This is a genomic window from Neisseria subflava, assembly GCF_024205705.1.
GTDB classification, from domain to species: domain Bacteria; phylum Pseudomonadota; class Gammaproteobacteria; order Burkholderiales; family Neisseriaceae; genus Neisseria; species Neisseria subflava_D.
Window position 1 is genome coordinate 742,176 of record NZ_CP073115.1, and the last position, 26,311, is coordinate 768,486.

At 50.5% G+C, this 26,311-nt stretch carries 26 protein-coding genes and 1 tRNA gene; 15 read left to right on the forward strand and 12 right to left on the reverse strand.

The features are described from left to right. The first annotated feature begins 129 nt into the window (after positions 1-129). The 6 genes from ubiA (at position 130) to ylqF (ending at position 4,876) form a co-directional block, all read left to right on the forward strand. Positions 130-1,050, forward strand: coding sequence for a 4-hydroxybenzoate octaprenyltransferase (gene ubiA / locus KCG54_RS03590; protein ID WP_254324676.1), 921 nt, complete (start codon positions 130-132; stop codon positions 1,048-1,050). Positions 1,051-1,319: 269 nt separating this feature from the next. After that, entirely contained in the window at positions 1,320-1,769 is a 450-nt protein-coding gene (ptsN, locus tag KCG54_RS03595; RefSeq protein ID WP_039862228.1) for a PTS IIA-like nitrogen regulatory protein PtsN, read from the forward strand. Between the two features lie 3 nt (positions 1,770-1,772). Further along, positions 1,773-2,735, forward strand: coding sequence for an HPr(Ser) kinase/phosphatase (gene hprK, locus KCG54_RS03600; protein WP_003747372.1), 963 nt, complete (start codon positions 1,773-1,775; stop codon positions 2,733-2,735). Beyond that, on the forward strand, positions 2,716-3,570 hold the full coding sequence (gene rapZ, locus KCG54_RS03605; RefSeq protein WP_254324677.1) for an RNase adapter RapZ: 855 nt from the start codon (positions 2,716-2,718) through the stop codon (positions 3,568-3,570). Before hprK ends, rapZ begins: the two co-directional genes overlap by 20 nt. Before the next feature lie 34 nt (positions 3,571-3,604). Further along, positions 3,605-3,841, forward strand: coding sequence for a lipoprotein (locus KCG54_RS03610; RefSeq protein ID WP_003684875.1), 237 nt, complete (start codon positions 3,605-3,607; stop codon positions 3,839-3,841). 93 nt (positions 3,842-3,934) lie between these two features. Continuing rightward, positions 3,935-4,876: a ribosome biogenesis GTPase YlqF gene (gene ylqF / locus KCG54_RS03615; RefSeq protein ID WP_254324678.1), complete on the forward strand. Its 942-nt coding sequence runs from the start codon at positions 3,935-3,937 to the stop codon at positions 4,874-4,876. Between the two features lie 55 nt (positions 4,877-4,931). Here ylqF and KCG54_RS03620 read toward each other — a convergent pair whose 3' ends face one another. The 8 genes from KCG54_RS03620 to KCG54_RS03655 form a co-directional block, all read right to left on the reverse strand. Continuing rightward, the gene (locus KCG54_RS03620; protein WP_254324679.1) at positions 4,932-5,525 is read right to left on the reverse strand and encodes a LolA family protein; all 594 of its coding nucleotides are present in this window, start codon (positions 5,523-5,525) and stop codon (positions 4,932-4,934) included. A gap of 58 nt (positions 5,526-5,583) precedes the next feature. Further along, positions 5,584-7,806, reverse strand: coding sequence for an NADP-dependent isocitrate dehydrogenase (locus tag KCG54_RS03625; protein WP_254324680.1), 2,223 nt, complete (start codon positions 7,804-7,806; stop codon positions 5,584-5,586). Between the two features lie 172 nt (positions 7,807-7,978). Further along, positions 7,979-9,181 carry a beta-ketoacyl-ACP synthase gene (locus tag KCG54_RS03630; RefSeq protein ID WP_254324681.1) on the reverse strand — a complete coding sequence of 401 codons (1,203 nt, stop codon included), beginning with the start codon at positions 9,179-9,181 and terminating at the stop codon, positions 7,979-7,981. Between the two features lie 3 nt (positions 9,182-9,184). Then, positions 9,185-9,703 carry a hypothetical protein gene (locus KCG54_RS03635; protein WP_254324682.1) on the reverse strand — a complete coding sequence of 173 codons (519 nt, stop codon included), beginning with the start codon at positions 9,701-9,703 and terminating at the stop codon, positions 9,185-9,187. A 97-nt stretch (positions 9,704-9,800) separates the two neighbouring features. Further along, on the reverse strand, positions 9,801-11,039 hold the full coding sequence (locus KCG54_RS03640) for an NAD(P)/FAD-dependent oxidoreductase (RefSeq protein ID WP_254324683.1): 1,239 nt from the start codon (positions 11,037-11,039) through the stop codon (positions 9,801-9,803). Between the two features lie 133 nt (positions 11,040-11,172). Further along, positions 11,173-13,491, reverse strand: a complete 2,319-nt coding sequence (locus tag KCG54_RS03645) for an MMPL family transporter (protein ID WP_254324684.1) — start codon at positions 13,489-13,491, stop codon at positions 11,173-11,175. Positions 13,492-13,584: 93 nt separating this feature from the next. Continuing rightward, the gene (locus KCG54_RS03650) at positions 13,585-14,202 is read right to left on the reverse strand and encodes a 4'-phosphopantetheinyl transferase family protein (protein ID WP_254324685.1); all 618 of its coding nucleotides are present in this window, start codon (positions 14,200-14,202) and stop codon (positions 13,585-13,587) included. Positions 14,203-14,254: 52 nt separating this feature from the next. Next, positions 14,255-14,767, reverse strand: coding sequence for a hypothetical protein (locus KCG54_RS03655; protein ID WP_254324686.1), 513 nt, complete (start codon positions 14,765-14,767; stop codon positions 14,255-14,257). A gap of 199 nt (positions 14,768-14,966) precedes the next feature. Here KCG54_RS03655 and KCG54_RS03660 point away from each other — a divergent pair. After that, positions 14,967-15,059, forward strand: a tRNA-Ser gene (locus KCG54_RS03660). Positions 15,060-15,139: 80 nt separating this feature from the next. Further along, positions 15,140-15,700, forward strand: coding sequence for a pseudouridine synthase (locus KCG54_RS03665; protein ID WP_049332414.1), 561 nt, complete (start codon positions 15,140-15,142; stop codon positions 15,698-15,700). Positions 15,701-15,755: 55 nt separating this feature from the next. Here the strand turns inward: KCG54_RS03665 and KCG54_RS03670 are convergent, their stop codons facing one another. From KCG54_RS03670 to KCG54_RS03685, 4 genes are all read right to left on the reverse strand, one after another. Next, positions 15,756-16,562 carry a DUF4198 domain-containing protein gene (locus KCG54_RS03670; RefSeq protein WP_254324687.1) on the reverse strand — a complete coding sequence of 269 codons (807 nt, stop codon included), beginning with the start codon at positions 16,560-16,562 and terminating at the stop codon, positions 15,756-15,758. Between the two features lie 149 nt (positions 16,563-16,711). Then, positions 16,712-18,088 (reverse strand): DNA repair protein RadA, encoded by a 1,377-nt coding sequence (radA, locus tag KCG54_RS03675; RefSeq protein ID WP_049322871.1) that lies wholly within the window; start codon positions 18,086-18,088, stop codon positions 16,712-16,714. 95 nt (positions 18,089-18,183) lie between these two features. Continuing rightward, positions 18,184-19,656 carry a S41 family peptidase gene (locus KCG54_RS03680; protein WP_254324688.1) on the reverse strand — a complete coding sequence of 491 codons (1,473 nt, stop codon included), beginning with the start codon at positions 19,654-19,656 and terminating at the stop codon, positions 18,184-18,186. Positions 19,657-19,870: 214 nt separating this feature from the next. Further along, positions 19,871-21,766: a murein hydrolase activator EnvC family protein gene (locus KCG54_RS03685; RefSeq protein WP_254324689.1), complete on the reverse strand. Its 1,896-nt coding sequence runs from the start codon at positions 21,764-21,766 to the stop codon at positions 19,871-19,873. Positions 21,767-21,939: 173 nt separating this feature from the next. On the opposite strand from KCG54_RS03685, the gene KCG54_RS03690 reads away from it, so the two are divergent. The 7 genes from KCG54_RS03690 to KCG54_RS03720 all read left to right on the forward strand — a co-directional run bounded on the left by KCG54_RS03690 (position 21,940) and on the right by KCG54_RS03720 (position 26,272). After that, on the forward strand, positions 21,940-22,485 hold the full coding sequence (locus tag KCG54_RS03690) for a CreA family protein (RefSeq protein ID WP_070608127.1): 546 nt from the start codon (positions 21,940-21,942) through the stop codon (positions 22,483-22,485). 30 nt (positions 22,486-22,515) lie between these two features. After that, positions 22,516-23,064, forward strand: coding sequence for a YqgE/AlgH family protein (locus tag KCG54_RS03695; protein ID WP_049322876.1), 549 nt, complete (start codon positions 22,516-22,518; stop codon positions 23,062-23,064). Continuing rightward, entirely contained in the window at positions 23,057-23,512 is a 456-nt protein-coding gene (gene ruvX, locus KCG54_RS03700; protein ID WP_070608128.1) for a Holliday junction resolvase RuvX, read from the forward strand. The genes KCG54_RS03695 and ruvX overlap by 8 nt, the downstream gene beginning before the upstream one ends. A gap of 168 nt (positions 23,513-23,680) precedes the next feature. Next, positions 23,681-24,103: a YidB family protein gene (locus KCG54_RS03705; RefSeq protein ID WP_254324690.1), complete on the forward strand. Its 423-nt coding sequence runs from the start codon at positions 23,681-23,683 to the stop codon at positions 24,101-24,103. Positions 24,104-24,252: 149 nt separating this feature from the next. Then, the gene (locus tag KCG54_RS03710; protein WP_070608130.1) at positions 24,253-24,801 is read left to right on the forward strand and encodes a carboxymuconolactone decarboxylase family protein; all 549 of its coding nucleotides are present in this window, start codon (positions 24,253-24,255) and stop codon (positions 24,799-24,801) included. A gap of 124 nt (positions 24,802-24,925) precedes the next feature. Continuing rightward, a complete protein-coding gene (locus KCG54_RS03715; protein WP_254324691.1) occupies positions 24,926-26,017 on the forward strand; it encodes an acyl-CoA dehydrogenase family protein in 1,092 nt (363 codons plus the stop codon). Between the two features lie 84 nt (positions 26,018-26,101). Continuing rightward, positions 26,102-26,272 carry a rubredoxin gene (locus tag KCG54_RS03720; protein WP_188209856.1) on the forward strand — a complete coding sequence of 57 codons (171 nt, stop codon included), beginning with the start codon at positions 26,102-26,104 and terminating at the stop codon, positions 26,270-26,272. Positions 26,273-26,311 lie beyond the last annotated feature (39 nt).

Below are 26,311 nucleotides of genomic sequence, written 5' to 3' on the forward strand. Positions count from 1 at the left end.
TGTTATAATACAATAAATTAAATTGTTAAGAGCTGTTTAATTTCAGACGGTAATACATTATAATAAGAGTTAAGGCTCTAAAAAGCCTTTCCTTCCGAATCGACACATAAACAACGACACATTACATCAATGAACATAAGGCGCTTTTTCCTACAATTTTTACCGCGTTACGCTGTCGGACGGATGGTGATATACGCCAAACTGATGCGTATCGACAAACCTATTGGCACACTGCTTTTGCTGTGGCCGACTTATTGGGCATTGTGGATTGCGTCTAAAGGTGTTCCCGACGCGGATATTTTTATTGCCTTTAGCGCAGGCACATTTTTGATGCGCAGCGCAGGTTGCGTGGTGAATGACTTTGCCGACCGCAATTTTGACGGTGCAGTAGAGCGCACCAAAAACCGCCCGTTTGCCAAAGGTTTGGTTTCTAAAATCGAAGCGCTGCTTTTGACAGTCATGCTGTGTCTGATGGCGGCTTTATGCTTGGTGCAGCTCAACCGCTTTACTTGGCTGATGAGCCTTCCGGCCTTGTTCCTTGCCATCACATATCCCTTTACCAAACGCTTTTTCCCGTTGCCGCAGTTTTATTTAGGACTGGCATTTTCATTCGGCATTCCCATGACCTTTGCCGCCGTGCAAGGCAGAGTGCCTCCCGAAGCGTGGCTGATGTTTACCGCCAATGCCTTATGGACGCTGGCTTACGACACGATTTATGCCATGGCGGACAAAGAAGACGATTTGAAAATCGGCATTAAAACTTCGGCAATCACATTTGGCCATCACGATATTACCGCCTCTATGCTTTGCCATTTTTGGTTTACCGTATTGATGGCGGTATTGGGTATTAAAATCGGCGCAACTTGGCCGTATTGGTTGATATTGCCGATAACTGTTTATTGGCAGTATCAGCAATATGTTGTCATCCGTACGCGTAATCGCCAGTTGTGTTTCCAAACGTTTTTGGCCAACAACCGCATCGGTTTGGCGTGGTTTTGCGGATTGGTCTGCCATTATTTCTGGTTGTTTTTGGTTTCCAAACTGTTTTAAAAGACTAGGTTGAGGCCGTCTGAAAAGAAAGGGAAAAGGGGTATGCCGGGCATACCCCTTTTCATTTGAATCATAGTTTGGCCAGTGATAGCATTTTTACTTTAAATTCAATATAAGCAAGCAGTTGGATTATTTTTAGCTTGTTAAAAAATATCAAAAACAACATGGAAAATGTTAGCAGGGTGAGTGTAAATTACGCCTTCAGGATTGAGATTTGCACCGACAATCGGTACAATCCCATTGTTTTGCGACATTTAAAAGAGATACACATGAGCCTGATTGGCGAAATTTTACCTTTGTCCCATATCGTTTTGGATTTGGAAGTCAGCAGCAAAAAGCGTCTGTTTGAAGAGGCCGCCCAGCTGCTGGAGAATGAAGCAGAATTACCGAATACCAACGTGTTCGACTGCCTGTTTGCCCGTGAAAAACTTGGTTCGACCGGTTTAGGGCAGGGGGTGGCGATTCCTCACGGCCGTCACGCATGCGTGAAAAAAGCCACCGGTGCGTTTATCCGCACCAAAGAGCCGGTTGCCTTTGATGCGCCCGACGGCAAACCCGTTTCCTTGATTTTCATCCTGCTTGTGCCTGAAAACGCTACCGGCGAACATTTGGAAGTCTTGTCCAAACTGGCCGGCAGATTCTCTCAAAAAGCCATCCGTGAAGCATTGATGGCCGCGACTTCTGCCGAAGAAGTACGCACACTCCTGACCGAAGAGTAATTCATGCCCAGCATATCTGTCCGCCGCCTGTTTTCCGATAATCAGCACAAACTCGAACTTGCTTGGGCTGCCGGTAATTCCGGCGCGGACAACCGTATCGGTGTCGAAGCCGATAAACCCGTCTTGGCCTTGGTCGGCCACTTAAACTTTATCCATCCCAACCAAATTCAAGTTGTCGGCGTAGCTGAAGCCGAATATTTGCGCCGCTTGGAATCGGGCGAGCTCAACTACGATTTCGGCGAGCTTTTCGACATCCCCATGTCTTTGGTTATCGTCGCCAACGGCTTGCCGGTTTCGCCCAAATTGCGCGATTATTGCCATACCAACAGTATCCCCTTGCTGACTTCCAAGCAGGAAAGTCCACACCTGATGGACGTTTTGCGGATTTATCTGCAACGCACATTGGCGACTTCCACCATCAAGCACGGCGTATTTTTGGATGTATTTGAAGTGGGCGTACTCATTACCGGACAATCCGGCTTGGGTAAGAGCGAATTGGCATTGGAGCTAATTTCGCGCGGTCACAGCCTGATTGCCGATGATGCGGTAGAGCTCTTCCGTACCGGCCCGGAAATGCTGGAAGGCCGTTGCCCGCCTATGCTGCGTGATTTCCTCGAAGTACGCGGCTTGGGCATACTCAATATCCGTCATATTTTTGGTGAAACCTCTATCCGTCCGAAAAAAATCCTCCAGCTGATTATCAATTTGGTTCCGGCCGACGATGGATACATGAAACAACTTGATCGATTGAGCATCCGTACCGAAACAGAATCTATCCTCAACGTCAGCGTCCGTTCCGTTACCCTGCCTGTTGCAATCGGTCGAAACTTAGCAGTATTGGTTGAAGCTGCAGTACGCAATTACATCCTTCAATTGCGTGGTAAAGACAGCACCAAAGAATTTCTCGAACGTCACCAAACACAACTCAAAGAAAACGAACAAAATCATGAAAATCGTCCTGATTAGCGGCTTATCCGGCTCGGGAAAGTCCGTAGCTCTCAAGCAGCTCGAAGATTTGGGCTATTACTGTGTCGATAATCTTCCTTTGGAAATGCTTCCATCATTGGTTTCACTCCACATCGAACGGGCCGATGAAACCAAACTCGGTGTCAGCGTTGATATCCGTTCCGGTATCAATATCCAAGAAGCGCAAGAGCAAATCCAATTTTTGCGTGACGAAGGACATCAGGTCGAAGTCCTGTTTGTTGAGGCGGAAGAGGGTGTGTTGGTTCGCCGCTTCTCGGAAACCCGCCGCGGCCATCCTTTATCCGGTCAAAACCTGACTTTGTTGGAAAGCCTACAAAAAGAACGCGAGTGGCTCTTCCCGCTTAGAGACATCGCATATTGCATCGATACGTCCAAAATGAACGCACAGCAGCTGCGTTATGCCGTGCAACAATGGCTCAATATTGAACGTGTCGGTTTGCTGGTCATTCTTGAATCCTTTGGTTTCAAATACGGCGTTCCCAACAATGCCGACTTTATGTTTGATATGCGCAGCCTGCCCAATCCGTATTATGATCCGGAATTGCGCCCCTTTACCGGCATGGACAAGCCTATTCAAGATTATTTGGGCCAGCAGCCGTTGGTTCAAGAAATGGTTGATGACATCGACCATTTTATTAGCCGCTGGTTGCCGCGCTTACAACAAGAGAGCCGCAGTTATGTAACGATTGCCATCGGTTGTACCGGTGGTCAGCACCGCTCCGTTTATGTTGTGGAAAAACTGGCCGAACGTCTCAAGGGCCGTTACGAACTCCTTGTCCGCCACCGTCAGGCACAAAGCTTGGCAGGACGTTAACTTGCCGTTTCAGACGGCCTCAAAGGAAGAAACCATGAAAAAAATCAGTCTGACCGCATTATCCCTGCTTATCTTGACCGCTTGTGCAACAGAGCCTGTTACTGCTTACCGTTGGCACCGTACCGGCGCGAGCGAAGCTGAAGTTTCCCGCCAAATCAATACCTGCAAATCACAAGTTCAAAATGGAACCAAACGTGGCAATACATCCAAGACGTTTGAGCAATGTATGGATGAAGCAGGTTATTACAGCTACGAGCATGGCAACCTTTAAATCCTGATTGACAGATTATCCAAATACCGAGGCCGTCTGAAAAACAATGATTTTTCAGACGGCCTCAGATACGAATAGAAAGAATAAAAAGACATGGCTATCCAATGGTTTCCCGGCCACATGAACAAGGCAAAAAAAGCCATTGCCGAACGCATTAAAAGCGTTGATATGGTGATTGAGATGCTGGACGCGCGTATGCCTGCTTCCAGCGAAAACCCTTTGCTTGCCCAGTTGTCCAAAGGTAAGCCCAAACTGAAAATCTTAAATAAGCAAGACCTTGCCGATCCCGAGCGTACCAAAGTTTGGCTCGAACACTACAACAGCCGTCAAGATACCCGCGCCATTGCGCTTGATTCTTCCGAAACCGGCGCGCATGGCAAAATTACCCAAACCTGCCGCGCCATGATTCCGCATCGCCAAGGTATCGAGAAGCCACTGCGTGTCCTGATTTGCGGTATTCCCAATGTCGGCAAATCCACCTTGATTAACGGCATGATCGGCAAAAAATCTGCTAAAACCGGTAATGAACCCGGTATTACCAAAGCCGAACAGCGTCTTTTCCTTGCCGACGATTTCTGGCTTTACGATACCCCGGGTATGTTGTGGCCAAAAATTATTGTTGAAGAAGGCGGCTACAATCTTGCAGCCGGCGGTGCAGTCGGACGCAACGCGCTGGACGAAGAAGAAGTGGCGCTTGAGCTTTTGGATTACCTCCGCCGCCATTATCTGGTTCTATTGCAAGAGCGCTATCAAGCCGACAAAGATCCAAGCAGTCATTGGGACGATACTTCTTGGTTGGAGTGGATTGCAAAAAAACGCGGTGCGGTTTTGAGCGGCGGACGGGTCAACTACCAAAAGGCCGCCGAAAATATCCTGACTGATTTCCGCGAAGGCAAAATCGGCAGAATCACGTTGGAAACGCCAAACCAATGGGAAACTTGGCTGAAAAAAGCCAGACAGAAAGAGGCCGAACTCAAAGCCATTCGCGAAGCCAGAAAGGCGGAACGAAAAGGGCAACAGCCTTCTGCCGAGTAATATAAAAGGCCGTCTGAAATCTATTTTCAGACGGCCTTTTGTTGGAATAGACAATTTAGAGGGCGGTACGGCTGAAGCTGTCTAGGGCTTTATCGGTTTGGATTTGGTTGAACTGCATGGTGGTTTTGTCGCCTTGCTTTTCGTCCAATTCGATTTTACGCACCAGCGTATCGCCGTTGATTTCGATACGGTTAAAAATTTGACGGGTAATGGCGGTTTTCGGAGTTAAGGTCAACGTCCATTTTTTCTCATTGCCGTTTAATTTCAAATCAAATTGTTTTTCCAAGCCTTGGGTATTGCCGCCCAAAAGGTCGAGGAAGAGTTTGATTTGGCGGCTTTGGCCGTTGAGCTTGCTGGCGTTTGGGTTGACCCATTGGCTGCCGTTCCATTGCATGATGCCGTCTGAACGCACGCGCAGGGTGGTTTCAAATGGTTTTTGCATTTTCCAGAGCAGGCCTTTTTGTGGGATAAGGGTAAAGCTGCCGCTGGTGGTCATGGGTTTGCTGAGGGATTTGAGCTGGCGTTGTTGGACAAAATTGCCTTGTACGTTTTGCGGTTTTTGCAGGGTTTGTGCCAATTCGGCAGGGGAAAATGCCCACAAAGCCGGAGCGCTGATGAGGAGAGTAAGAGAAAGAATGGTTTTTTTCATTGTGCTTCCATAAGGTTTGAGGCCGTCTGAAAGTTCAGACGGCCTTTTATTGCTTTAATTATAAGGCTGACAAGGCCTGATTAAAGGTTGCGCTTGGACGCATTGCTTGTGCTGCTTTTTCAGGATTGGCTGCGTAGTAGCCGCCGATGTCGACCGCTTTGCCTTGTACGGCAGAGAGTTCTTCAACGATTTTGGCTTCGTCGGCAGTCAAAGCGGCTGCCAATGGAGTAAATGCGGCTTTCAGTTCGGCATCTTTGTCTTGCGCTGCCAATTCTTGCGCCCAGTAGAGGGTGAGGTAGAAATGGCTGCCGCGGTTGTCGAGTTCGCCTGCTTTGCGTTTAGGCGATTTGTCGTTCAACAGCAGTTTTTCGGTGGCTGCATCCAAAGTGTCAGCGAGGACTTGGGCTTTGGCGTTACCGGTTTTTTGCGCCAGATGTTCAAACGATACGGCAAGCGCGAGGAATTCGCCCAAAGAGTCCCAACGCAAGTGGTTTTCTTCGAGGAATTGTTGAACGTGTTTCGGTGCAGAACCGCCCGCGCCGGTTTCAAACATACCGCCGCCATTCATCAATGGAACGATAGACAGCATTTTCGCGCTGGTGCCCAGTTCCAAAATTGGGAACAAGTCGGTCAGGTAGTCGCGCAGGACGTTGCCGGTTACGGAGATGGTATCTTCGCCGTTTTTCAGACGGCCCAAGCTGAATTTAGCGGCTTCTTCGGGAGCGAGGACGCGGATGTCGAGGCCGTCGGTATCCAGTTCGGTAAGGTAAGTTTTAACCTTGGCGAGCAGGCTCTTGTCGTGTGGACGGTTTTCATCGAGCCAGAACACGGCTGGTGTGTTGCTCAGACGGGCGCGGTTGACGGCGAGTTGTACCCAGTCTTTAACCGGAGCGTCTTTGGTTTGGCACATACGCCAGATGTCGCCGGCTTCAACGTCGTGTTGCATCAGGACATTACCTGCTGCATCAATGACTTGAACCTGTCCGTCGGCTTCGATTTCGAAAGTTTTGTTGTGTGAACCATATTCTTCGGCTGCTTGCGCCATCAGGCCGACGTTAGGAACGGTACCCATGGTTGTCGGGTCAAACGCGCCGTGTTCGCGGCAGAAATCGATGGTTGCTTGGTAAACGCCGGCGTAGCTGCTGTCTGGAATGACGGCTTTGGTGTCTTGCGCTTTGCCGTCTTTGTCCCACATACGGCCGGAGTTACGAATCATTGCAGGCATAGAAGCATCGACGATGACATCGCTAGGAACGTGCAGGTTGGTGATGCCTTTGTCGGAATCAACCATGGCCAAATCAGGGTTGGCGGCATAAACGGCGGCGATTTCGGCTTCAACGGCAGCGCGGGTGTCCGCATCCAGCTTGTCCAGATTGGCAAGCAGGTTGCCGAAGCCGTTGTTGACGTTGACGCCTGCGGCAGCCAGTTTGTCGCCGAATTTTTCAAAGACAGGCGCGAAGAACACTTTGACTGCGTGTCCGAAGATAATCGGGTCGGACACTTTCATCATGGTGGCTTTCATGTGCAGCGAGAACAACACGCCTTTTGCTTTCGCGTCTTTCACTTGTTCGGCAAGGAAGGCGAGCAGGGCTTTTTTGCTCATCACGGTCGCGTCGATGATTTCGCCGGCTTTCAGGGCAACAGGCTCGCGCAGCTCTTTTTTGTTACCTTGTTTGTCGGTGAATACGATGGATACGGAAGTCGCTTCAGGTACGGTAACGGATTGTTCGTTATGGAAAAAGTCGCCGCTTTGCATGGTGGCAACGTGGGTTTTGGAGTCTTTGGTCCATGCGCCCATGCTGTGCGGATGTTTTTTCGCAAAGTTTTTCACTGCTTTAGGCGCACGGCGGTCGGAGTTGCCTTCACGCAGGACAGGGTTTACCGCGCTGCCTTTGATGCGGTCGTAGCGTTCGCGTACGGCTTTTTCTTCATCGGTTTGAGGGTCGGCAGGATAGTCGGGAACGGCAAAGCCTTTAGACTGCAATTCTTTAATCGCGGCAGTCAGTTGAGGTACGGATGCGCTGATGTTCGGCAGTTTGATCACGTTTGCATCGGGTTGTTTTACCAGTTCGCCCAATTCGGCAAGCGCATCAGGTACGCGTTGCGCTTCGGTCAGGTATTCGGGAAACGCTGCCAAAATACGGCCGGAGAGAGAGATGTCGCTGGTTTTGACATCAATATCGGCATGGCGGGTAAACGCCTGCACGATTGGCAGCAGGGATTGAGTGGCCAATGCAGGAGCTTCGTCGGTGTAGGTATAGATAATGGTGGATTTAGTCATGGGATTATTCTCTATGTAGGTTAAGTTTTTCTTTTCGGGCACATCGCGAGAAGAAACGTGCTAAGCCTATTATGGCATATTTCGGCGGATTTGGTTGTTGTTTTGATGTTATTGTTTTTTAAGTTGCGGAAAAGAAAAAGGCCGTCTGAAAAGACAGCCTAAATATAAGGACTTATCCGATAATCAAAACGGCATTGCTGCCGCCGAAGGCAAATGACGAGCTGGCGGCAATACGTTTTTCAGACGGCCAGCGGCTGTTTTCGTCGGTCAAAGCGATGTTGGGCAGCTCGGAATCGGGTACGTTGTCCCATTGTTGCGGCGGCAGTTTGCCTTCCGGATTGTATTGGCGGTTGGCCATCAACCAGGCAAATGCGGCTTCGATCGCACCGGCTGCACCTAAAGTGTGACCGGTAGATGGCTTGGTTGAAGTGCAAAGGGTGTGGCTGCCAAATACTTCGGCAACGGCTCGGCTTTCCATGCTGTCGTTGTGTTGCGTGCCGGTGCCGTGCAGATTGATCCAGCCGATGTCTTCTGCTTTCAAACCGGCTTTATCCAAAGCGGCCTGAAAGGATTGGGCTGCACCCAAACCGTCGGGGCGGGGAGAAGACATATGGTAGGCATCGCTACTTGCACCATAGCCCAGCAACTGCATTTCGCCGTCAAAATCGGCATCGCGCGTCATCACGAAAAATGCGGCCGCTTCGCCGATATTGATGCCGTTGCGGTTGGAGGAAAAAGGCTTGGCGATGCTGTCTGAAAGCACTTCCAAAGAGGCAAAACCATTAATCGTCAGCGGAGAAAGCGTATCCGCGCCGCCGCAAATTACGGCATCACACAATCCGGCACGAAGCAATCGGGCTGCGCTGATGAGGGCGCGTGCGCCGGAAGTGCAGGCGGTGGAAACGGTATAGCGCAAGCCGTCTAAACCGTAAACTTGGGCGATAAATTCGGAGGGCGAAACCATGGTGTGTTGCAGCTGTTTGAACGGAACATCCGTCCATTCACCACCTTGGACAACGTGTTGAAACAAAGGGATATTTTCATCTGCGCCACTGGTGGACGTACCAGTCACGACAGCGACCCTTTCTTTGCCGTAACGGGCAATGGCCGTCTGAATCAGTCCGTCTATTTGCGAAAGCGCGTGCAGGATAAGCTGGTTGTTGCGGCTGCGATGCGCTTCGGGAATGCTGTCGGGCAGAGGCATCAGGGTTTCTTTGACTGCACCAAAAGCATGCGTTTTGCCTTTTACCCATTGGTCTGAAAAAGTCAGGGGCGTGTTTTCAGACGGCGTGAGTAAGGAATCGGCATGAACTTGCAAGCCGCTGCCCAATGCGCTGGTCAGTGCCGGACGGCTGAGATAAACAGGAGTATTCATGAATTAGTCTTCTGCAATCGGGCTGACCGTCCAGAAAGTTTGGTCGGGGAAGCCGATGAGGAATTGTTCGGAATGGTGGGCGACACACCACAAATCACGCTCGCGGTAGCTGAACACCGCGCCTTTGCCGTCAGGGCAGAAGCCTTGATGGGTGGCGTTTTGTTGGCGGGCTTCAGGGTAAAGCGTGGCGGCGTGTTCGGCGGCCAAAAGCGGCAACAAGGCGGCAAACAGTCGGCGCGAACTGGCATTTGGCATCACAAAGCCGTCATTTTTCCAGCCTTTGGTACTGACCGATTGACGCGATACCGGCGCACCCAGTGCATCGGTTTGGACAAAGCGGATGCCGTCTGAATGAGGTTCGACTGCCAAGAGATTGGTTTGAACGGTTTGCCCCACCGCATTAGTCTGCTCGAGTTTGAACCATTGACCTTCTTTGGAAAGCGGCGGTAGCGTTTGCGGATGGGGGAGCGAGGTCGCACATGCGGAAAGCAGCAGTGCGGCAAGCAAAGGGATAAATCGCATAAGGTTTTATCTATCGGTCAAAATATTTAATGGTGTGGATGAAGTTTCAGACGGCCTGTTCTGTTTTCAGTCTAGGCCGTCTGAAAGACATTCGTCCTTATTCTACCTTCAAATCGCCCACCAATGCGGCAAGTGTGGACAAGCGTTGCTCGGATTTTTCCACGAATGGATTGTTCGTGTCCCAAGCGTAGCCTGCCAGAATAGATGAAATCATACGGCTGATTTCAGGACTGCGGTTAGGCGCGTAGATGGCATTTTGGAAGCGGAAATCGTACCAACCGTTTACATAAGTGCGGAATGCGTTCACGCCGATCATCAGTTGGTCGGCAAATTCGGTTTGCCAATCGACGGCTTCGCCTTTGAGCTGTTTGCCCAACAAATCGGCAGCCAGTTTGGCAGAGTGCAGGGCAATGGTTACACCGGAGGAGAAGACGGGGTCGAGGAATTCGGCGGCGTTGCCCAAAAGGGCGAAATGTTTGCCGTATAAGGTTTTCACGTTGGCGGAATAGCCTTGGATAGAGCGGAACGGGAAGTCGTTTTCCCAAACGGCTTTATCCAAAATTTCCGCCAGCATCGGGCATTCGTACACAAATTTTTTCAACACGGCTTCTGATTCGCCGGCCAGTTTGTCGGGCGTGCCGACAACGCCGATGGAGCAGCGGTTGTCGCCGAAAGGAATCAGCCAAATCCAGACATCGCGATGTTCAGGATGCGTGTTGATCAGGATTTTGTTGCGGTCGAATTTCGGGCTGGTGATGTTGTCGTCGATATGCGTGAAGTGGGCTTGGCGCGGAGGCAGCTCAGACGGGCTTTCCAAATCTAAAAGGCGGGGCAGGACACGGCCGTAACCGCTGGCATCCAAAACGAATTTGGCAGTCAGTTCATAGTTTTCGCCTGTATCGGTTGCAACGCTCAAACATGCCATATCGCCACTGTTGTCAAATGTGGTTACGCCATGTCCGAAGCGGACATCGACGCCTTGTTTTGCCGCTTCATCAATCAGGATTTTGTCGAAGATGCCGCGGCGCACTTGATAAATAGTACCGGGGCCGTCTGAAAATTTTTCAGTAAAGTTGAAATCTGTGTAACGGCTGCCCCATGAAAACGCAGCGCCGTCTTTAAATTGAAAGCTGGGCTCGGCATGCACTGCATCGGCAAAACTGGCTTCTTCCAACATTTCCATGCAATGCGGCAACAGGCTTTCGCCGATGACAAAGCGCGGGAAATGTTGTTTTTCCAATACGCAAACTTTAAAGCCTTGTTTGTTCAGCAAAGCGGAAGCAACCGAACCTGAAGGACCTGCGCCGATAACGGCAACGTCAAATTCTACGGACATTTGAAAATACCTTTGATTTTAATGATAAAAAAATGTTTAAACTAGCGTCTGAAGTTTTTCAGACGGCCTCTTACAACGTGACGATAGAAGTTGAAAAAATATCGCTTCAATTTCAATCGTCTTTATCTTTTGTCTAATTTTTCAACAATGTGCCTGCCAGCCAAATATTGAATACCACGCCGATGGTAACCGTCATGCCGAACGCGGCAACAGCGGGCGTGCTGCTGATGGCGAGCAGGGCAAAGGAAATGGCTGTCGTCGCGGCGGCAAGCAGCATACCGCCTAATTTTGCCGGGGCGCTGTGGTGTGCGGTGGCGGCATAGACGGCATAGTCCACGCCGATGGCGGACACTAAAAGCAGGCCGAACATGGCAAACAGGCTGACGGGAATGCCTGCCAAACCAAGTACGGCAACGGTGCAGATGGCGGCGGCCAGCGGTACGGCAAGGACTTTGCTGCCGCGTTTGAAACCAAACATTTTCCATAAAAGCAGCCATGCCAACGCATAGGAAGCCAGTTTCAACCATGCGGCCTGATTGCGCGTGTGGTGGAAAAGCTCGTTTAAGTGGGCGCGCTTGTCTGCCCAATGTACGCCGGAGATGTGTTGCGCCACGGCGCGTACGGCGGCTTCATCGGTCATGCCGTTCAAACGCACGACGGCAGCAAAACGACCTGGTTCCACTTCGCCCAAATACAAGGAACGCCAAGCCTCTGCCAAATCGGTATTCAGGCCGTCTGAAAGCGATAATGGTTGTGTGTCGGCAGCTTGCAGCAGGGCATCGCGTACGGTTTTGCGCGGAATACCGATTTCGGTAAGCGGTTTCCAGCTATCAGGCAACTTGGTCAATTCGCGCAGGCGGTTTTGCAGTTTTTGCTGTTCCGTTGTCGGCAGGATGAATTGGTCGGGCGATTGGATGCCGGATAGTTTGCCTTGCGCGATTAAGGGCTGCAGGGCGCGACCGAGTTCGGCGGTTTTCTTCAACAGGGCATCTTCACTTTGTGCTTCGGCCACCAAATATTTGCCGCCAAAATCCGTGCCGCTCAACTGGCCGATTTGTTGTACTTCGGTCAACATCGCGGTCGGCATATTGACCCATTGACGGATGTCGTCACGCCAGTCGCTGCGCCACAGTCCGACTGCCAGCAAAATTCCGCCCACGATTAACCAACCGCGTTTGTGCAGGCGGTTTTTCAGACGGCCTGATAAGGAATAGAGCTTTTCGGTTAATGCGGCAAAAGGCACGGTTTTGGCACGGTAGCGGCGAAACAGCGGCGGCAGCCATAAAACGGTGGCACCAAACGCGCCAAATAAGGCAAAGCCTGAAAATACGGCGGTTTGGCGCAGTACAGGCAAAGGGGTGAACCACAGCAGCGCGTAGCCCAAGACGGTAATTGTCAGGCTGACGGCAAAACTTGGCAAGACATGTTTTATTGCCGATTCAGCCTGCCAAACGGTCTTTTCAGACGGCCCGAATACCGACGGAGCAAGCCAGTGCAACGGGAAATCCACCAACATCCCCACCAAGCTGGTGCCGATAACGATGGTCAGGATATGCACTTCGCCGAATACTAATAAAGCGACCGCCAATCCGGTCAACATACCAGCGGCCAGCGGCAAGGACAGCAAAAATACTCGGCCGCTGCGGAAGACCCACAACAGCAGCGCAAAGGTCAGCCCAAGTCCGATCATGCTCATCAGCCGACTTTCTTTTTCTGCGGCTGCTTTGGATACGGCGGCGAACAATGCGCCACCTGCGCTTAAGGTTTCCGCACCGTTTTCCGAAGCGATTTGACGGCTTTGCGCCATCAGCGACAAGAGGGCATCGTTGCCGGAAAATTGATCGCCACCGGCGAGCCGTCCGCGCAGGAATACCCAAGTTTTGCCTTTGTCTTCGGCAAACAGCATGCCGTTGTCCATGTCCCACTGCAAACGGCTTTGCGGATTGGCTTTGTCGGCAACAAAGCGTCCGAAGCCCAGCCAGTCTTGTTCTAAAGACAAAGGCGAGGGCGCGGCAAACGGATTGGCCGCGGCTTCTGCCCGAGCCTGAAAATAGGCTTGCGGCTGCTCAAACAGCAGGCGGATTTCGTCTTGCGGCAAAACCGCCAAGCTCAGTTTCTGCATATCCGCCCGCACTTTGTCCAAATTCGGCGTCATGCTGCTGTCGACTTGTTCAAATACGCCGCTTTTGCGCCATGTGTCGGCAATTTGTGCGGCCGTCTGAAAAGCGGTTTCGGCATCGGTACTGCCTGCAAGCAAAATAACTTGTGAATTGAGCTGCGCTTCTGCGGCTTTATCCGCGGCCGTCAGTAAGGCATCGGGTTGCTGCTCGCTTGGTAACAACGCGGTCAAATCGGTTTGGATGCGCGCTTGTGAAGCAAAGGCATAAACCAAAAACAGGGTAAGAAACAGGATAAGGGCAGTATAGAGGCGGTTTAGGAGGCGAAGATTCATCGTTCAGACGGCCTTTTGCAAATGCTGCTGTTGGTGTGCGGAATAAGTAAAAGTGCAGTAAATTAAATCAGATTATTATTATTTTGTCAGTTGTTAGATAGTTTGCCGGTCGGTTAAATCATTGGGCTTGAGCGAACCGAAAAACTGCCATTGCAGAGCGACGGCGTTGTCCTTCCAAACGCAGGCAAGTGCCATCGTATCCGCCAAAATCGCGCTTGTGCCGTGCCAATCGGTTTGCTTTCCAGCGCGTAAACCGACGGGTTGCCCTGAATCGAAAACATAGCCGACCGATTTCATATCCGACGGAAAATCCAAATTCGCAGCTTTAATCAAGGCTTCCTTGAAACACCATAATCGGTAAAACGTTTCAGACGGCCAGTTTGCCGTTTCCAAATAGTCTTGTTCTTCCTGTGTGCAGATCAAAGCCGACAGCGCTTTAAAATCACGCGGGCGGATAAATTCGATATCGACACCGGCTGTTAAGGGCTGAGGCGCACACAATAAAGCGGCAAAGCCTTGACTGTGGCTCAGCGATACAGTCGGTAAATCGGTTTGCTGTTTTAATGCGCGGCTGACTTGCCAGTCTTGACGCTGCGCCAGTTGTGGCGTGGCAGCCAAACGTTGGGAGTCGGTTGCGTTTAGAGAGACATGGTCGTAGCAGGCGGCAAAAGACGGATCGGCCAGTAGGCAGTGAAGGGGTGTCGTATCCATAAAATAGAGAAATGCCAAACTTCATATTGAAGTCCGGCATTTTTGACATTGCTTAGTGGAAGCTACCTTTCAAAACCACACGGCTGTTGAATGTAGCGATGTGGCATTCGTACTCGTTACCGCCTTTGGTCACTTTGTCAAAGTAGCTAACCAGATGAACGGATTTGGCTTTTTTGCGTTGAGCAGTGCTTTGGAAGCGTTTAACCGCGCTCAGGAATGCGCGTTGGCAGGTTTCATCAGGGGTTTTGCCGACTGAGTTGGAGATTTGACGGGAAGTCAAAGTCGCGCCGGATGTGCTGCCGTAGTGAACGCGGATGCTAGGATCCAAAGCGGATTTGGCTTCGGCAGAGTTCAAAGCCACATCGACTTTACACATATAAATATCGTTTTGACCTTTGCCATTGACTTTATGGCCTTCACCCATGCTGCGGCAGGCAGAACCGGCGGCAGTTGTTTTTTGAGTAGAAGTTTGAGAGGAGGAAGTAGATGGTTGGGAATTGCCGGATTGTGAGCAGGCGGCAAGCATCAGGGCGGATACGGCAACCAAAGCAGAAAAACGTAACATACGAACTCCTTTGTAATAAGGGGTGTGAAAAAAGGTTTACAGAAAACAGAATCATTTTAACATATATGAAAGAAGTATAAAAATAGGATGATGCAAAAAATATTATATTTTTATTTAAATGATTTCATGGCGTTAAGAAAGTTTGAGGCGGTAATGCTTGACGAAGAAGGGCAGAAAGCGTATATTGCGGTCTTCCTTAGGAGTAATGGCTGAGAGGCTGAAGGCACTTCCCTGCTAAGGAAGCATGTGGGGTCAACCTGCATCGAGGGTTCGAATCCCTCTTACTCCGCCAAATATGAAAGACACCGTTTATACGGTGTCTTTTTTATTATCCGGAATTTCTTGAAATCCAAGTCCGTCTGAAAGTGTGAAATGAACGATTTGATTATTCTAAACAAGCCTTATGGCGTGATTTGCCAGTTTTCTGCACATGAAAAACATCAGTGCCTTAAGGATTTTGTCGAGAAACCGGGATTTTATCCGGCCGGCCGTTTGGATACGGACAGCGAGGGTTTGCTGCTGCTGACCAATAATGGCCGTTTGCAGGCGCAGATTGCCGACCCGAAATTCAAGCAGGTTAAAACTTATTGGGCGCAGGTGGAGGGTTCTCCTGATGAAGCCAAATTGGATTTATTGCGCCGTGGCGTAGATTTGGGCGATTTTGTCACCCGTCCGGCCGAGGTCAGGGTATTGGAAGAGGGTGAAGCGGATGTTTTATGGCCGCGCGTGCCACCGATTCGCGTGCGCAAGTCTGTGCCTGATTTTTGGGTGGAAATCAAAATTTCGGAAGGGAAAAACCGTCAAGTGCGAAGGATGACGGCGAAAGCAGGCTTTCCGTGTTTACGCTTGGTCCGTGTGGCAATAGGCCGTCTGAATCTGTTTGATTTGAATTTGGAATTGGGACAATGGCAGTTTGCGCCGCATCGTCCTTAAATAGGATGAATAAAGACCGTCTGAAATATTCAGACGGCCTTTTGTTATCGAAAAATTAATGATGTGAATGACCGATTTGGAAGGTCATTGTGGTGTAGTTCGCCTGTTTTTGGCACACGCTTTGATCGGGGAAATCGGCTTTGTGTTCTACGCTGGCTTTCCAGAAGCCTTGGCGCAATGGAATGATGCTGACTTCGCCTTTGTCATCGGTGGTGTCGGAGAAGGCTTGGGCTTCGGTTTTATGGGTTTTGCTGCGGTCGCTGGTGTCGAAGCCGTCAAATGTGGCGGTAACGGTGGCGTTAGGCAGCGGCTCGCCATTGAAGAGGACGCGGACTTTGAAGCGTTCGCCGACGTGTACGTTGGCTGGGTTGTCCAAAGGTACGATTTCCAAATGTTGGCCGACTTGCTTGGTAATGATGGCAGTATCTGCGCTTTCGTGGCCGACATTGACGATGTTTTTGCCGAACATACGGGTTTGTTCGCAATAGCTTGCATCAGGCATTTCTTTGATGCTTGCCTGCTTCCAGCCCGCGCTGTTTTTTGACCAGAAAGTCGGTTGGTATTCAGCGGTTACCAAGTAGCTACCGTCTTTGACCGGCAGTTTGCTGCGGTATTGGTAATTGTATGTGCCTTTTTGAATCATGTTTTCTTTGCCTTTTTCAGTCACCAGTTGCATGGGTTTGCTGAAAATGTGCAGGCGGTCTTTGGCGATCGGCTCGAGCTCTGGGAATTCGCCATAGCCCAATTCGGCTTCAAGGTATTCGCCGCCATGTGTGTGGGCGGTTTCAACCCAAACGCGGTGGGCGTGGGTGGCAGTGCTGAACAGGAAGGCGAATGCGATAAGCAAAGCGGTTTTTTTCAAGATTTCTCTCCGATTTTCGATGTGTAGAAAAGATAGAATAAATCGTTCGTTATAATATAACAAAATTATTTAAATTTAAAGAGAGGCCGTCTGAAAATTTCAGACGGCCTTTTAGCTGATTGTTTTTTGAGTCGGATTATTGAAACGGTTTAGTCCCCGTCACGACAAACGTCAATCGCTTCCTGCAAACTGCTGACGCCGTAGATTTTTAGATTTGGAAATTCTTTGGCATTGCGCGGCATATTGGCTTTGGGAACGATGGCGCGTTTGAAGCCGAGTTTTTCCGCTTCTTTAAGTCGCTCTTGCCCGCGTGCAACAGGGCGGACTTCGCCGCTTAAGCCGATTTCGCCGAATACGACGGTTTTTTCGGGCATGGGGCGGTTGCGGAAGCTGGAGAGCATGGCGAGGATGACGGCAAGGTCGGCGGCGGGTTCACCGATTTTGACGCCACCGACGGCATTGAGGAACACATCTTGGTCGAAGCAGGCGATACCGCCGTGGCGGTTGAGGACGGCGAGCAGCATGGCGAGGCGGTTTTGTTCGAGGCCGACGGTGAGGCGTTTGGGGGTAAAGCCGTGTGCGTCATCGACCAATGCCTGAATTTCGACCAGAAGCGGGCGGCTGCCTTCCTGCGTGACCAAAACGCACGAGCCGGGCGTGTCGTCGCGGTAGCTGGCAAGGAAGATGGCGGACGGGTTGGACACGCCTTTCAAACCGTTTTCGGTCATGGCGAATACGCCCAATTCGTTTGCCGCGCCGAAGCGGTTTTTGATGGCGCGTATCATGCGGTAGTTGGAATGCTGGTCGCCCTCGAAATACAGCACGGTATCAACCATGTGCTCCAGTACGCGCGGGCCGGCAATCGCGCCATCTTTGGTAACGTGTCCGACCAGTATCATGGCGATGCCCATCTGTTTTGCCATACGCGTCAGTTGGGCGGCGCATTCGCGCACCTGCGACACGGAGCCGGGGGCGGAAGTGATTTGGTCGGAATACATGGTTTGGATGGAGTCGATGACCACGACTTCGGGCTGATGCTGTTTCAAGGCCGTCTGAATCGCTTCCATGCGGATTTCAGCAAGCAGGTTCACGCCTTCTGTGGGCAATTCCAAACGCTGCGCGCGCAGGGCGACCTGTTGGGCGGATTCTTCGCCGGAAACGTACAGCACTTTGCGGCTTTGCGCCATTTTGGCGATGGTTTGCAACAGCAGCGTGGATTTGCCGATGCCGGGGTCGCCACCGAGCAGGATGACTGCGCCGTCTACCAAACCGCCGCCCAATACGCGGTCAAGTTCTCCCATGCCGGTCGGATTGCGCGGCACTTCTGTGGCGGTAACGGCGGATAGGGATTGGACGGTCGAGGTATCCGCCGCCCAAGATTGGAAGCGGGCATTTTTCGGCTCAGGCGCGGCAAGGCTTTCCTGAAGTGTGTTCCACTCGCCGCAATGCGGGCATTTGCCCTGCCATTTCGGGGAAGTGCCACCGCATTCGGAGCATTGGTAGATGGTTTTGGGGGCTTTTGCCATAGTGTTTTCCCTGTGGAATATTTGATGTGTGAAAAGGTCGTCTGAAAACAATCATATCGTTTTCAGACGACCTTTTTTATTGAGAAATAACAGGTTTATTTTTTGCTGTCTTTATCTGCATCTTTTTTCGGTGCAGGTTTTTTCGCTGCCAAACCCAAAGATTTTTGCCATTCGGCTGGATTTTTCACTAAGTCCAAGGCTTTACGGAGCTGATCGTCTTTGGCCGGATTTGGAATGCGACGGCTGGAGATGTCTTCGTCTTTGTCTTTTTGGGACTTGTCTTTATCGGCTTTGGTTTCTGAGTTGGCAGGTGTTTCAGTGCTGCTGTTGACGTCTTGGCCGCCTAACGGATTGCCGATATGGCCGACCAAATCGGCCTCGCGGCTTTCAAAGGCGCGGTCTTTGTCTTTGACTTCAACGTCAGGAACAATGCCTTGCGCTTGAATCGAGCGGTCGTTTGGCGTGTAGTAAAGGGCAGTGGTCAGTTTGACTGCGCTGCCTCCGGAAAGCGGAATCAGGGTTTGCACGGAGCCTTTGCCGAAACTTTGTGTGCCGACGACGACGGCGCGTTTATGGTCTTGCAATGCGCCGGCAACGATTTCGGAAGCGGAAGCGGAGCCTGCGTTAATCAGGACGGTCATAGGAATGGTTTTCAGCTCGGCAGGCAATCCGGCCAACGGGTCTTTGCCGCTGGTGGTGATGTAGTCTTCAGCAGTTGCTTTGAGAACCATGCCTTCTTTTTTGTTGCGGCCTTTGGTGCTGACAACGGTTACGTCAGGTTGCAGGAAGGCTGCGGATACGCCGACTGCGCCGTTGAGCAGGCCGCCCGGGTCGTCGCGCAAGTCGAGGATGATGCCTTTGAGCGGGCCTTTGTTTTCTTTGACGAGGGCTTGTGCGGCTTCGTTGAGTGCGGCAACGGTGCGCTCTTGGAATTGGGAGACGCGGATGTAGCCGTAGTCTTTTTCAAGCAGGTGATGGCGCACGCTTTTGACTTTGATGATGGCGCGGGTCAGGTTGACGACGATGGGTTTGTCGGCATTTTTGCGTGAAAGGGTCAGGGTGATTTTGGTACCCGGTTTGCCGCGCATTTTTTTGACGGCTTCGCTGACAGTCAGGCCGCGGGTAGAGGTATTGTCGATTTTGACGATGAAATCGCCGCTTTTCACGCCGGCGCGTTCTGCCGGAGTGTCTTCAATCGGGGCAACGACTTTGACGAAGCCGTCTTCTTGTCCGATTTCCATGCCCAAGCCGCCGAATTCGCCGCTGGTGGATTCTTTCATTTCGGCGTAGCCTTTTTTGTCCATATACTCGGAATGCGGATCGAGATCGGACACCATGCCTTTCATTGCGCCTTCAAAGAGCTCGGCATCGGGTTTGTCTTGGTAATAGTTGGCTTTGATTTGGCCGTACACTTCTGCCATGGTGCGGATGGTCTGCACGGGCAGGGCCTCGTTGTCTTTTTTGTCTTTTTCGGCGGCAAAACTTTGTACACTCAGACTGAGGGCGATGCCGCTAAATGCGCCGAGAGTGTAGATTGCAACTTTTTTCAAAGTGGATTTTGTTGACATTCGTTTGACTTTCTTTTTGTGTACGGTAAGCAAAGTGGTTTTTGTTTTCTCTGAACCCGTTGACTTTATGTGATTTAAACGCTTGGAACAATAAGTTTAAGGTAAAAGTTTGTTGTTTAATGTGCTGAACAGGCGTGAAAATCGTGTTTTATTGTAGTTTATGATGAAAATTCAGACGGCCTGGAGGGAAAATTCACTCAGGCCGTCTGAAGCATCAGTTAATCCATGAAAGCGGATTCATGACTTGTCCGTTGTAGCGGACTTCAAGGTAAAGGCCGGTTTCGCCCGACGGCAAAGTGCCGCTGGTGCCAATTTTACTGCCGGCATTGACGGCGTAATTTTGGGCGATGTCGATTTCGCTCAGGCCGGAGTAAATGCTGACATAGCCGTCGCCGTGGTCGAGGACGACCACTTTGCCGTAGCCTTCAAGCTCGCCGGCAAAAGTAACCGTGCCTGAGGCAATGCTGCTGACCGGAGCAGGAACGGTATTGTAGAACACGCCTTTCCAAACTTCGCCATCGCCGCGGTCTTGACCAAACAGGCCCGCCAATGTGCCGTTGACCGGTTTTTTCAGACGGCCTTGCATACGGCTGAAGCTGTTGGCGTTGCTGACGATAAAGCCTTGGGTGTTCGGGGCTTGCAGTTTCATGTCTTCGTCAGTCAGCGTGGACATGGCGGCGCGTTCGGCTTCGGCTTTTTGTTGGGCGGCAGCTTGCTCTTTGCGGGCTTTTTCGGCAGCAGCCAAACGGGCTTCGGCGGCTTTTTTACGCGCTTCTGCTTCGGCTTTGCGTTGCTCGGCTTTGCGTTTTTCCAAATCTTTCAGGAGATTGTTGAGGCGTTGCTCGTTTTCTCTGTGGTTGATTTTCTTTTGCGCTTCTTTGGCCATTTGCGTGTTTTGACGGCGGCTTTCGGCTTGTTCGGCGGTATTGGTCACGCCTTGTTGACGCAACGAAGCTTGGATATTGGCTTGCAGTTTTTTCAGGTAAGCCAATTCATTGTTGATTTTTTGTTCTTGCGCCGCCAGCTCTTTCTGTTGTTTTTCCAAGTCTCTCATAACTTGGTCGTTGGCGTTGTTGATATAACGTGTGTAACGCAGGAAGCGGGTTTTTTGACCGGCATCGGCGTTTTTCAGAAAGAGGGCGACCGCGTTGGGCTGGCTGTTTTTATAGTTGCCGGACACAAAACGCGAAATTTGGGCGCGCGTGTTGGAAACTTCTGCTTTCAACTGGTTGGCATCAGCATTGAGTTTTTGGAATTTTTCCCATGCGTCGCGTTGTTTGCGGTTGATGCCGGAGAGGTTGTTGCGTGTTTGTTGCAGCTGTTTGAGCGTGGCATTGACATGGATAATGAAACCCTCGTTGCGTTTGGCAAAGGATTTTTTGGTTTCCATATCGTTGGCGGCGGCAGTTACGGCTGCTTTGAAATCGTTGTCGGCTGAAGAAGCGACTTTAGGCTCAACTTTAGGCTCGGCTTTTTTGTTTTGCTCTTTGGCTTTTGTGTCTTTTTTGTCGTCAACAGCTTTTTTTGCAGGTTCTTTGTCTTCGGCTTTTTTGTCTTCGGCTGCTTTTTTTCCGGGCTCTTTGGTTTTTTTGCCGTCTTTTTTATCCTCAACCGCTTTTTTAGCAGGCTCTTTGGCTTTGGTTTCCTTAGGGTCTGCTTTTTTTACGGGTTCTTTGGCTTTGCTGTCTTTTTTATCTTCAACAGGTTTCTTGTCTTGTTCTTTGGCCTTGCCGGATTTTGCGGCTGCGGCTTTTTTGTCTTTTGCCGTTTCTTTAGGCTCTTCGGCTTTGCGGCTGAACTTTTTATTGTCGGCAGCGGCTTCGGCGACTTTAGCCGTTTTGTTTTTGGCTGAAGCGCGTTCGTTTTTGTCGGCGGTTTCCTTCTCTTTGGCAGCTTTGGCTTTAACCGCTTTTTTGTCTTCCTCTTTTTCTTTTACTGCTTGTTTTTTTGAGGTTTCTTTTTTTACATCTGCCTTGGCGGCTTCTTTCTCTTTTTTCACGGGCGCAGCTTTTTTGACGGCGGCCGCTTTTTCTTTCGGCGCGTCTTTGGCAGCATAGGTTGGCAGGGAGAAACTGAGCAACAGGGCGAGAATGAGGGGTTTGTAACGCATGGTTCGATCTTGCTATCAAAGTAGGAACAATAGGACGGATTATACTGTCTGTCAGGCCGTCTGAAAATAATATCGGGTTGCAATATGGTCGAACGGTCTTATATAGTAACGATAGAGTAGGCGGACGGGGTTTAGTCTGCCTGGAAAATGACAGTCTGCATCGACAGGATATTATGAAAAAATATTTATTAGTAGTGTTGGGTGCCATGGTTTTGGCGGCTTGTGGTAACGATACCGATAAAATCGGACGCGCCAGTACGGTGTTTCATATGCTGGGTAAAAACGACCGTATTGAAGTGGAAGGTTTTGACGATCCTGATGTGCAGGGGGTTGCCTGTTATATTTCGTACGCGAAAAAAGGCGGTTTGAAAGAAACGGTCAATCTGGAAGAAGATGCCAGCGACGCATCGGTTTCCTGCGTGCAAAGTGCGGAAGTCATCCGTTATAACGAGGCTGCGGTTTTGAAACCGCGACAAGTGTTCAAACGCAGTGCCAGCATAGCATTTAAGAGCCAGCAGATTATCCGCTACTACGACCCGAAACGTAAGTCTTTCGCTTATTTGGTGTACAGCGATAAAATCGTTCAAGGCTCGCCGAAAAACTCTTTGAGCGCAGTATCGTGTTTTGCCCATGCGAAAACCGATGCGCCGGTACCGGCAGGCGGTGCGGTTTACGGTGCATGCGTGGTGGACGCGCCGGTTGCCGACGGACAAAAATAATAAAATCAGCTTATAGATATTAAGAAGAATATGAATTTAGCCAACCATTTCCTGATTGCCATGCCTCATATGGACGATCCGTTTTTTACGGATACGGTCATTTATGTGTGCGAACACGATGAAGAAGGTGCGCTGGGCATCATCATCAACAAGCCTTCGCCGATTACCATGGACATGATTTTCGCCGCCGCCGACCGCAATATCCCGTTGCGCCTGCAACATGAAAACGTGATGATGGGCGGGCCGGTTCAGATTGAGCGCGGCTATGTCGTGCATACGCCGATCGGCCGCTGGCAAAACAGCATGGTGGTAACCGATAACGTCGCGCTGACTTCTTCGCGCGATGTGATTGAAAACTTGTCTAAAGAAGGTGCGGTGGACAAGGCTTTGATCAGTATTGGTTATTCGAAATGGGGCAAAGGGCAGTTGGAGCGCGAGCTGGCAGAAAATGTTTGGCTGACCGTGCCTGCGGACGAGCATATTCTTTTTGATGTGCCTTACGAACTCCGTTATGCCGCCGCTTTTGAAAAATTGGGTGTCAATCCGAACGCCTTGGTTTCAGGAGTCGGCCATGCCTGATGCACCAAAAGGCACGGTTTTGGCCTTTGATTTCGGCGAGGCGCGTATCGGCGTGGCGCAGGGCGAGGCAGAGCTGGGTATGACCCATCCGCTGGCGACGGTAACTGGCAACAGCAACGATGAAAAATTCGAGGCCATTGCCAAGCTGGTCAAAGAATGGCAGCCCAAGTATTTTGTGGTCGGCCTGCCGACGCATACCGACGGTACGGAGCATGAGCTGACCCGTTTGAGCCGCAAGTTTGGCCGCCGTTTGCAGGGACGTTTTAACTTGCCGGTTTATTGGGTGGACGAAAGGATGTCTTCCCTATACGCCGAAAGCCTGCTTGCAGAAGCACAAGTATTTGGCCGAAAACAAAAATCCGTACTTGACCAAGTGGCGGCGCAGGCGATTTTGCAAGGGTTTTTCGAAGGTGGCGCGGCCGAGTATTTCAATGGCCGCGAAGAATAGTATTATTCATTATAAAGGCTGTCTGAAACTGGGTTTCAGACGGTCTTTGTTTTGTTACGGCTTTGAGATAAAAGAGGTTTAGTTTGGTTAAGCCTGATTTTTTCCGGCATAAATTTTGCTACACTCCGCTTTCTTTTTTTAGACATAAACACACACAAGGAAAAAGTCATGGCACTCATGGACAATCTTTTGAATGCGGCTACCCAAATGTTGGGTGGCAACAGCGAAAACGGCGCACAAGGTTCTCTGACCGATATGGCGATGGATTTGGTGAAACAGCAAGGCGGCGTGGGCAACCTGATCAACCAACTGCAACAAGGCGGTTTGGGCGATACCCTGAGTAGCTGGGTTTCCAATCAATCCAGCAATCTGCCTGTGTCCGGCAGCGACCTGCAAAATGCTTTGGGCAGCGATACAGTAAACCAAATCGCGCAAAAATTCGGCGTGGATGCCGGTCAAGTAGGCGATTTGTTGGCAAAAGTGTTGCCAGACTTGGTCGATAAAGCCACGCCTAACGGCACGGCTCAAGATGCGGATGGCTTCGGCTTGGACGACATCGCTTCTATGCTGCTGAAAAACTTTATGAAATAATGAGTTGAATCATTTGATAAGGCCGTCTGAATCCGTTCAGACGGCCTTATAACTTTTGGTTCGCGGTAAATAACCAATAAGTCTTTTTCTGATGGAGGCGGATGGCTTATGATGGGCACTTCATTTCACCAGATAAGAAGGTTATACACATGTCCCGCTTGACCATACACACAGTTGAAACCGCTCCCGAAGCTGCTAAACCACGCATTGAAGCCGTATTGAAAAACAACGGCTTTATTCCTAACCTGATTGGCGTTTTGGCCAATGCGCCTGAAGCTTTGGCGTTTTATCAAGAAGTTGGCAAGCTGAATGCGGCCAACAGCCTGACTGACGGCGAAGTTGAAGTTGTTCAAATCATCGCCGCCCGTACCAACGAATGCGGTTTCTGCGTTGCCGGCCACACCAAACTGGCTACCCTGAAAAAACTGCTGTCCGAACAATCCATCAAAGCCGCACGCGCATTGTCTGCAGGCGAGTTTGACGATGCCAAACTGGGTGCTTTGGCAACATTCACCCAAGCCGTTATGGCGAAAAAAGGCGCGGTATCCGACGATGAGTTGAAAGCTTTCTTCGATGCAGGCTACAACCAACAGCAAGCCGTTGAAGTCGTCATGGGCGTTGCTTTGGCAACCTTGTGCAACTACGTCAACAACCTTGCCAAAACTGAAATCAACCCTGAATTGCAGGCATTTGCCTAATCTCATCAAAGGCCGTCTGAAAATTCAGACGGCCTTTTAGTAAAAAGCAAGGATATCCTTGTTGCCAAGAATAATTCATGAGTAGAACCATCTACGCTTCAAACCTTATTCAGAGGAAAAAATCATGACACGCGAAGCTTTACTGAACAATGTTGCCGCACTCGTTAAAAGCAAGCTGAAACCATTGGTGGACGACATCGACCGCAAAGGCCTGTATCCAAAAGAATTTATGCTGGAATTGGGCAAAATCGGCGGTTTTGCCGCGACTGGTACGGTTGAAGAGGGCGGTAACGGTTTTGGTTTGGCAACGCAAATCGCCGTATTGCGCGAAATCGGTAAAGAATGCGGCGCCACTTCGTTCAGCGCATGGTGTCAGGCGGCTTGTGCGTGGTATCTGCACCAATCGCCCAACCAAGCGGTTAAAGATAAATATTTTGCCGACATTCTGCAGGGTAAAGTTTTGGCCGGTACGGGCATGTCCAATACCGTCAAACATCTTGCCGGCATTGAAAAACACAACTTGCAAGCCGAGCGTGTCGAGGGCGGCTACAAAGTCAACGGCGCTTTGCCTTGGGTATCCAATATCGGCGAAGACCATATTTGGGCGAATACCGCCCAAGTCGGCGACAGCTATGTGATGTTTATTACCGGCGGCCAATGGAAAGGCGTGACCCTGCAAGATTGCCCTGAGTTTTGCGGTTTGGAAGGCACGCGCACTTACAGCCTGAATTTTAAAGACGTGTTTATTCCCGATGAAGATGTGATTGCTTCACCTGAGCAATTCCAGTCTTATATTCCGACCATTAAAGCCGGTTTCATCTTGCTGCAAATAGGTATCGGCGCCGGTGTGATTGACGGTGCGCTCGGCATTATCCGCATGGCCAATGTAGTGAACGCGGAAGTGAACTCATACCTCGACCACAGCTACGATGATTTGAAAGCCGCGTTGGACGGCGCATGGGCGGAAACCGAACGCCTTGCCGATGATGCGTGGAACAACAAGCCTGACACGCTGGCAACCTTAAAACTGCGTGAAGCCGCTGCTGTATTGGCACTGAACGCCACTCAATCTGCCGCATTGTATGCAGGCGCGAAAGGTTATCTGATGCGCAGTCCGGCGCAACGCCGCGTTCGCGAGGCCATGTTTGTCGCCATCGTAACACCGGCCATCAAACACCTGCGTAAAGAAATCGCCGCTTTGGAAGCAGCGCAATAAATTCAAAATATCAACAATAAAACACACGAAAGGCCGTCTGAAAATACGGTTTCAGACGGCCTTTTAAAATAGAAGGAACACAAAATGGCTCAATATATGTGCGGCCCTTGCGGCTGGATTTACGATGAAGAACTCGGCGACCCCGAGCACGGCCTGCCAGCCGGAACCAAGTTCGAAGATATTCCCGACGACTGGAAATGTCCTGAGTGCGGCGTAGGCAAAGAAGATTTTTATCTGTTGGATTTCGTGATATAACTTGGTTGATTTAAAAAGGCCGTCTGAAATTTCAGACGG

What these genes read in the sequence shown, in the direction of transcription:
- KCG54_RS03630 (WP_254324681.1), bottom strand. Translation starts at nt 9,181, where the DNA reads ATGAATACTCCTGTTTATCTCAGCCGTCCGGCACTGACCAGCGCATTG.
- KCG54_RS03665 (WP_049332414.1), top strand. Translation starts at nt 15,140, where the DNA reads ATGAACGATTTGATTATTCTAAACAAGCCTTATGGCGTGATTTGCCAG.
- KCG54_RS03620 (WP_254324679.1), bottom strand. Translation starts at nt 5,525, where the DNA reads ATGAAAAAAACCATTCTTTCTCTTACTCTCCTCATCAGCGCTCCGGCT.
- ruvX (WP_070608128.1), top strand. Translation starts at nt 23,057, where the DNA reads ATGCCTGATGCACCAAAAGGCACGGTTTTGGCCTTTGATTTCGGCGAG.
- KCG54_RS03715 (WP_254324691.1), top strand. Translation starts at nt 24,926, where the DNA reads ATGACACGCGAAGCTTTACTGAACAATGTTGCCGCACTCGTTAAAAGC.
- hprK (WP_003747372.1), top strand. Translation starts at nt 1,773, where the DNA reads ATGCCCAGCATATCTGTCCGCCGCCTGTTTTCCGATAATCAGCACAAA.
- ylqF (WP_254324678.1), top strand. Translation starts at nt 3,935, where the DNA reads ATGGCTATCCAATGGTTTCCCGGCCACATGAACAAGGCAAAAAAAGCC.
- KCG54_RS03705 (WP_254324690.1), top strand. Translation starts at nt 23,681, where the DNA reads ATGGCACTCATGGACAATCTTTTGAATGCGGCTACCCAAATGTTGGGT.
- KCG54_RS03685 (WP_254324689.1), bottom strand. Translation starts at nt 21,766, where the DNA reads ATGCGTTACAAACCCCTCATTCTCGCCCTGTTGCTCAGTTTCTCCCTG.
- KCG54_RS03695 (WP_049322876.1), top strand. Translation starts at nt 22,516, where the DNA reads ATGAATTTAGCCAACCATTTCCTGATTGCCATGCCTCATATGGACGAT.
- KCG54_RS03635 (WP_254324682.1), bottom strand. Translation starts at nt 9,703, where the DNA reads ATGCGATTTATCCCTTTGCTTGCCGCACTGCTGCTTTCCGCATGTGCG.
- rapZ (WP_254324677.1), top strand. Translation starts at nt 2,716, where the DNA reads ATGAAAATCGTCCTGATTAGCGGCTTATCCGGCTCGGGAAAGTCCGTA.
- KCG54_RS03645 (WP_254324684.1), bottom strand. Translation starts at nt 13,491, where the DNA reads ATGAATCTTCGCCTCCTAAACCGCCTCTATACTGCCCTTATCCTGTTT.
- ubiA (WP_254324676.1), top strand. Translation starts at nt 130, where the DNA reads ATGAACATAAGGCGCTTTTTCCTACAATTTTTACCGCGTTACGCTGTC.
- KCG54_RS03640 (WP_254324683.1), bottom strand. Translation starts at nt 11,039, where the DNA reads ATGTCCGTAGAATTTGACGTTGCCGTTATCGGCGCAGGTCCTTCAGGT.
- KCG54_RS03655 (WP_254324686.1), bottom strand. Translation starts at nt 14,767, where the DNA reads ATGTTACGTTTTTCTGCTTTGGTTGCCGTATCCGCCCTGATGCTTGCC.
- KCG54_RS03625 (WP_254324680.1), bottom strand. Translation starts at nt 7,806, where the DNA reads ATGACTAAATCCACCATTATCTATACCTACACCGACGAAGCTCCTGCA.
- KCG54_RS03690 (WP_070608127.1), top strand. Translation starts at nt 21,940, where the DNA reads ATGAAAAAATATTTATTAGTAGTGTTGGGTGCCATGGTTTTGGCGGCT.
- KCG54_RS03720 (WP_188209856.1), top strand. Translation starts at nt 26,102, where the DNA reads ATGGCTCAATATATGTGCGGCCCTTGCGGCTGGATTTACGATGAAGAA.
- ptsN (WP_039862228.1), top strand. Translation starts at nt 1,320, where the DNA reads ATGAGCCTGATTGGCGAAATTTTACCTTTGTCCCATATCGTTTTGGAT.
- radA (WP_049322871.1), bottom strand. Translation starts at nt 18,088, where the DNA reads ATGGCAAAAGCCCCCAAAACCATCTACCAATGCTCCGAATGCGGTGGC.
- KCG54_RS03650 (WP_254324685.1), bottom strand. Translation starts at nt 14,202, where the DNA reads ATGGATACGACACCCCTTCACTGCCTACTGGCCGATCCGTCTTTTGCC.
- KCG54_RS03680 (WP_254324688.1), bottom strand. Translation starts at nt 19,656, where the DNA reads ATGTCAACAAAATCCACTTTGAAAAAAGTTGCAATCTACACTCTCGGC.
- KCG54_RS03710 (WP_070608130.1), top strand. Translation starts at nt 24,253, where the DNA reads ATGTCCCGCTTGACCATACACACAGTTGAAACCGCTCCCGAAGCTGCT.
- KCG54_RS03610 (WP_003684875.1), top strand. Translation starts at nt 3,605, where the DNA reads ATGAAAAAAATCAGTCTGACCGCATTATCCCTGCTTATCTTGACCGCT.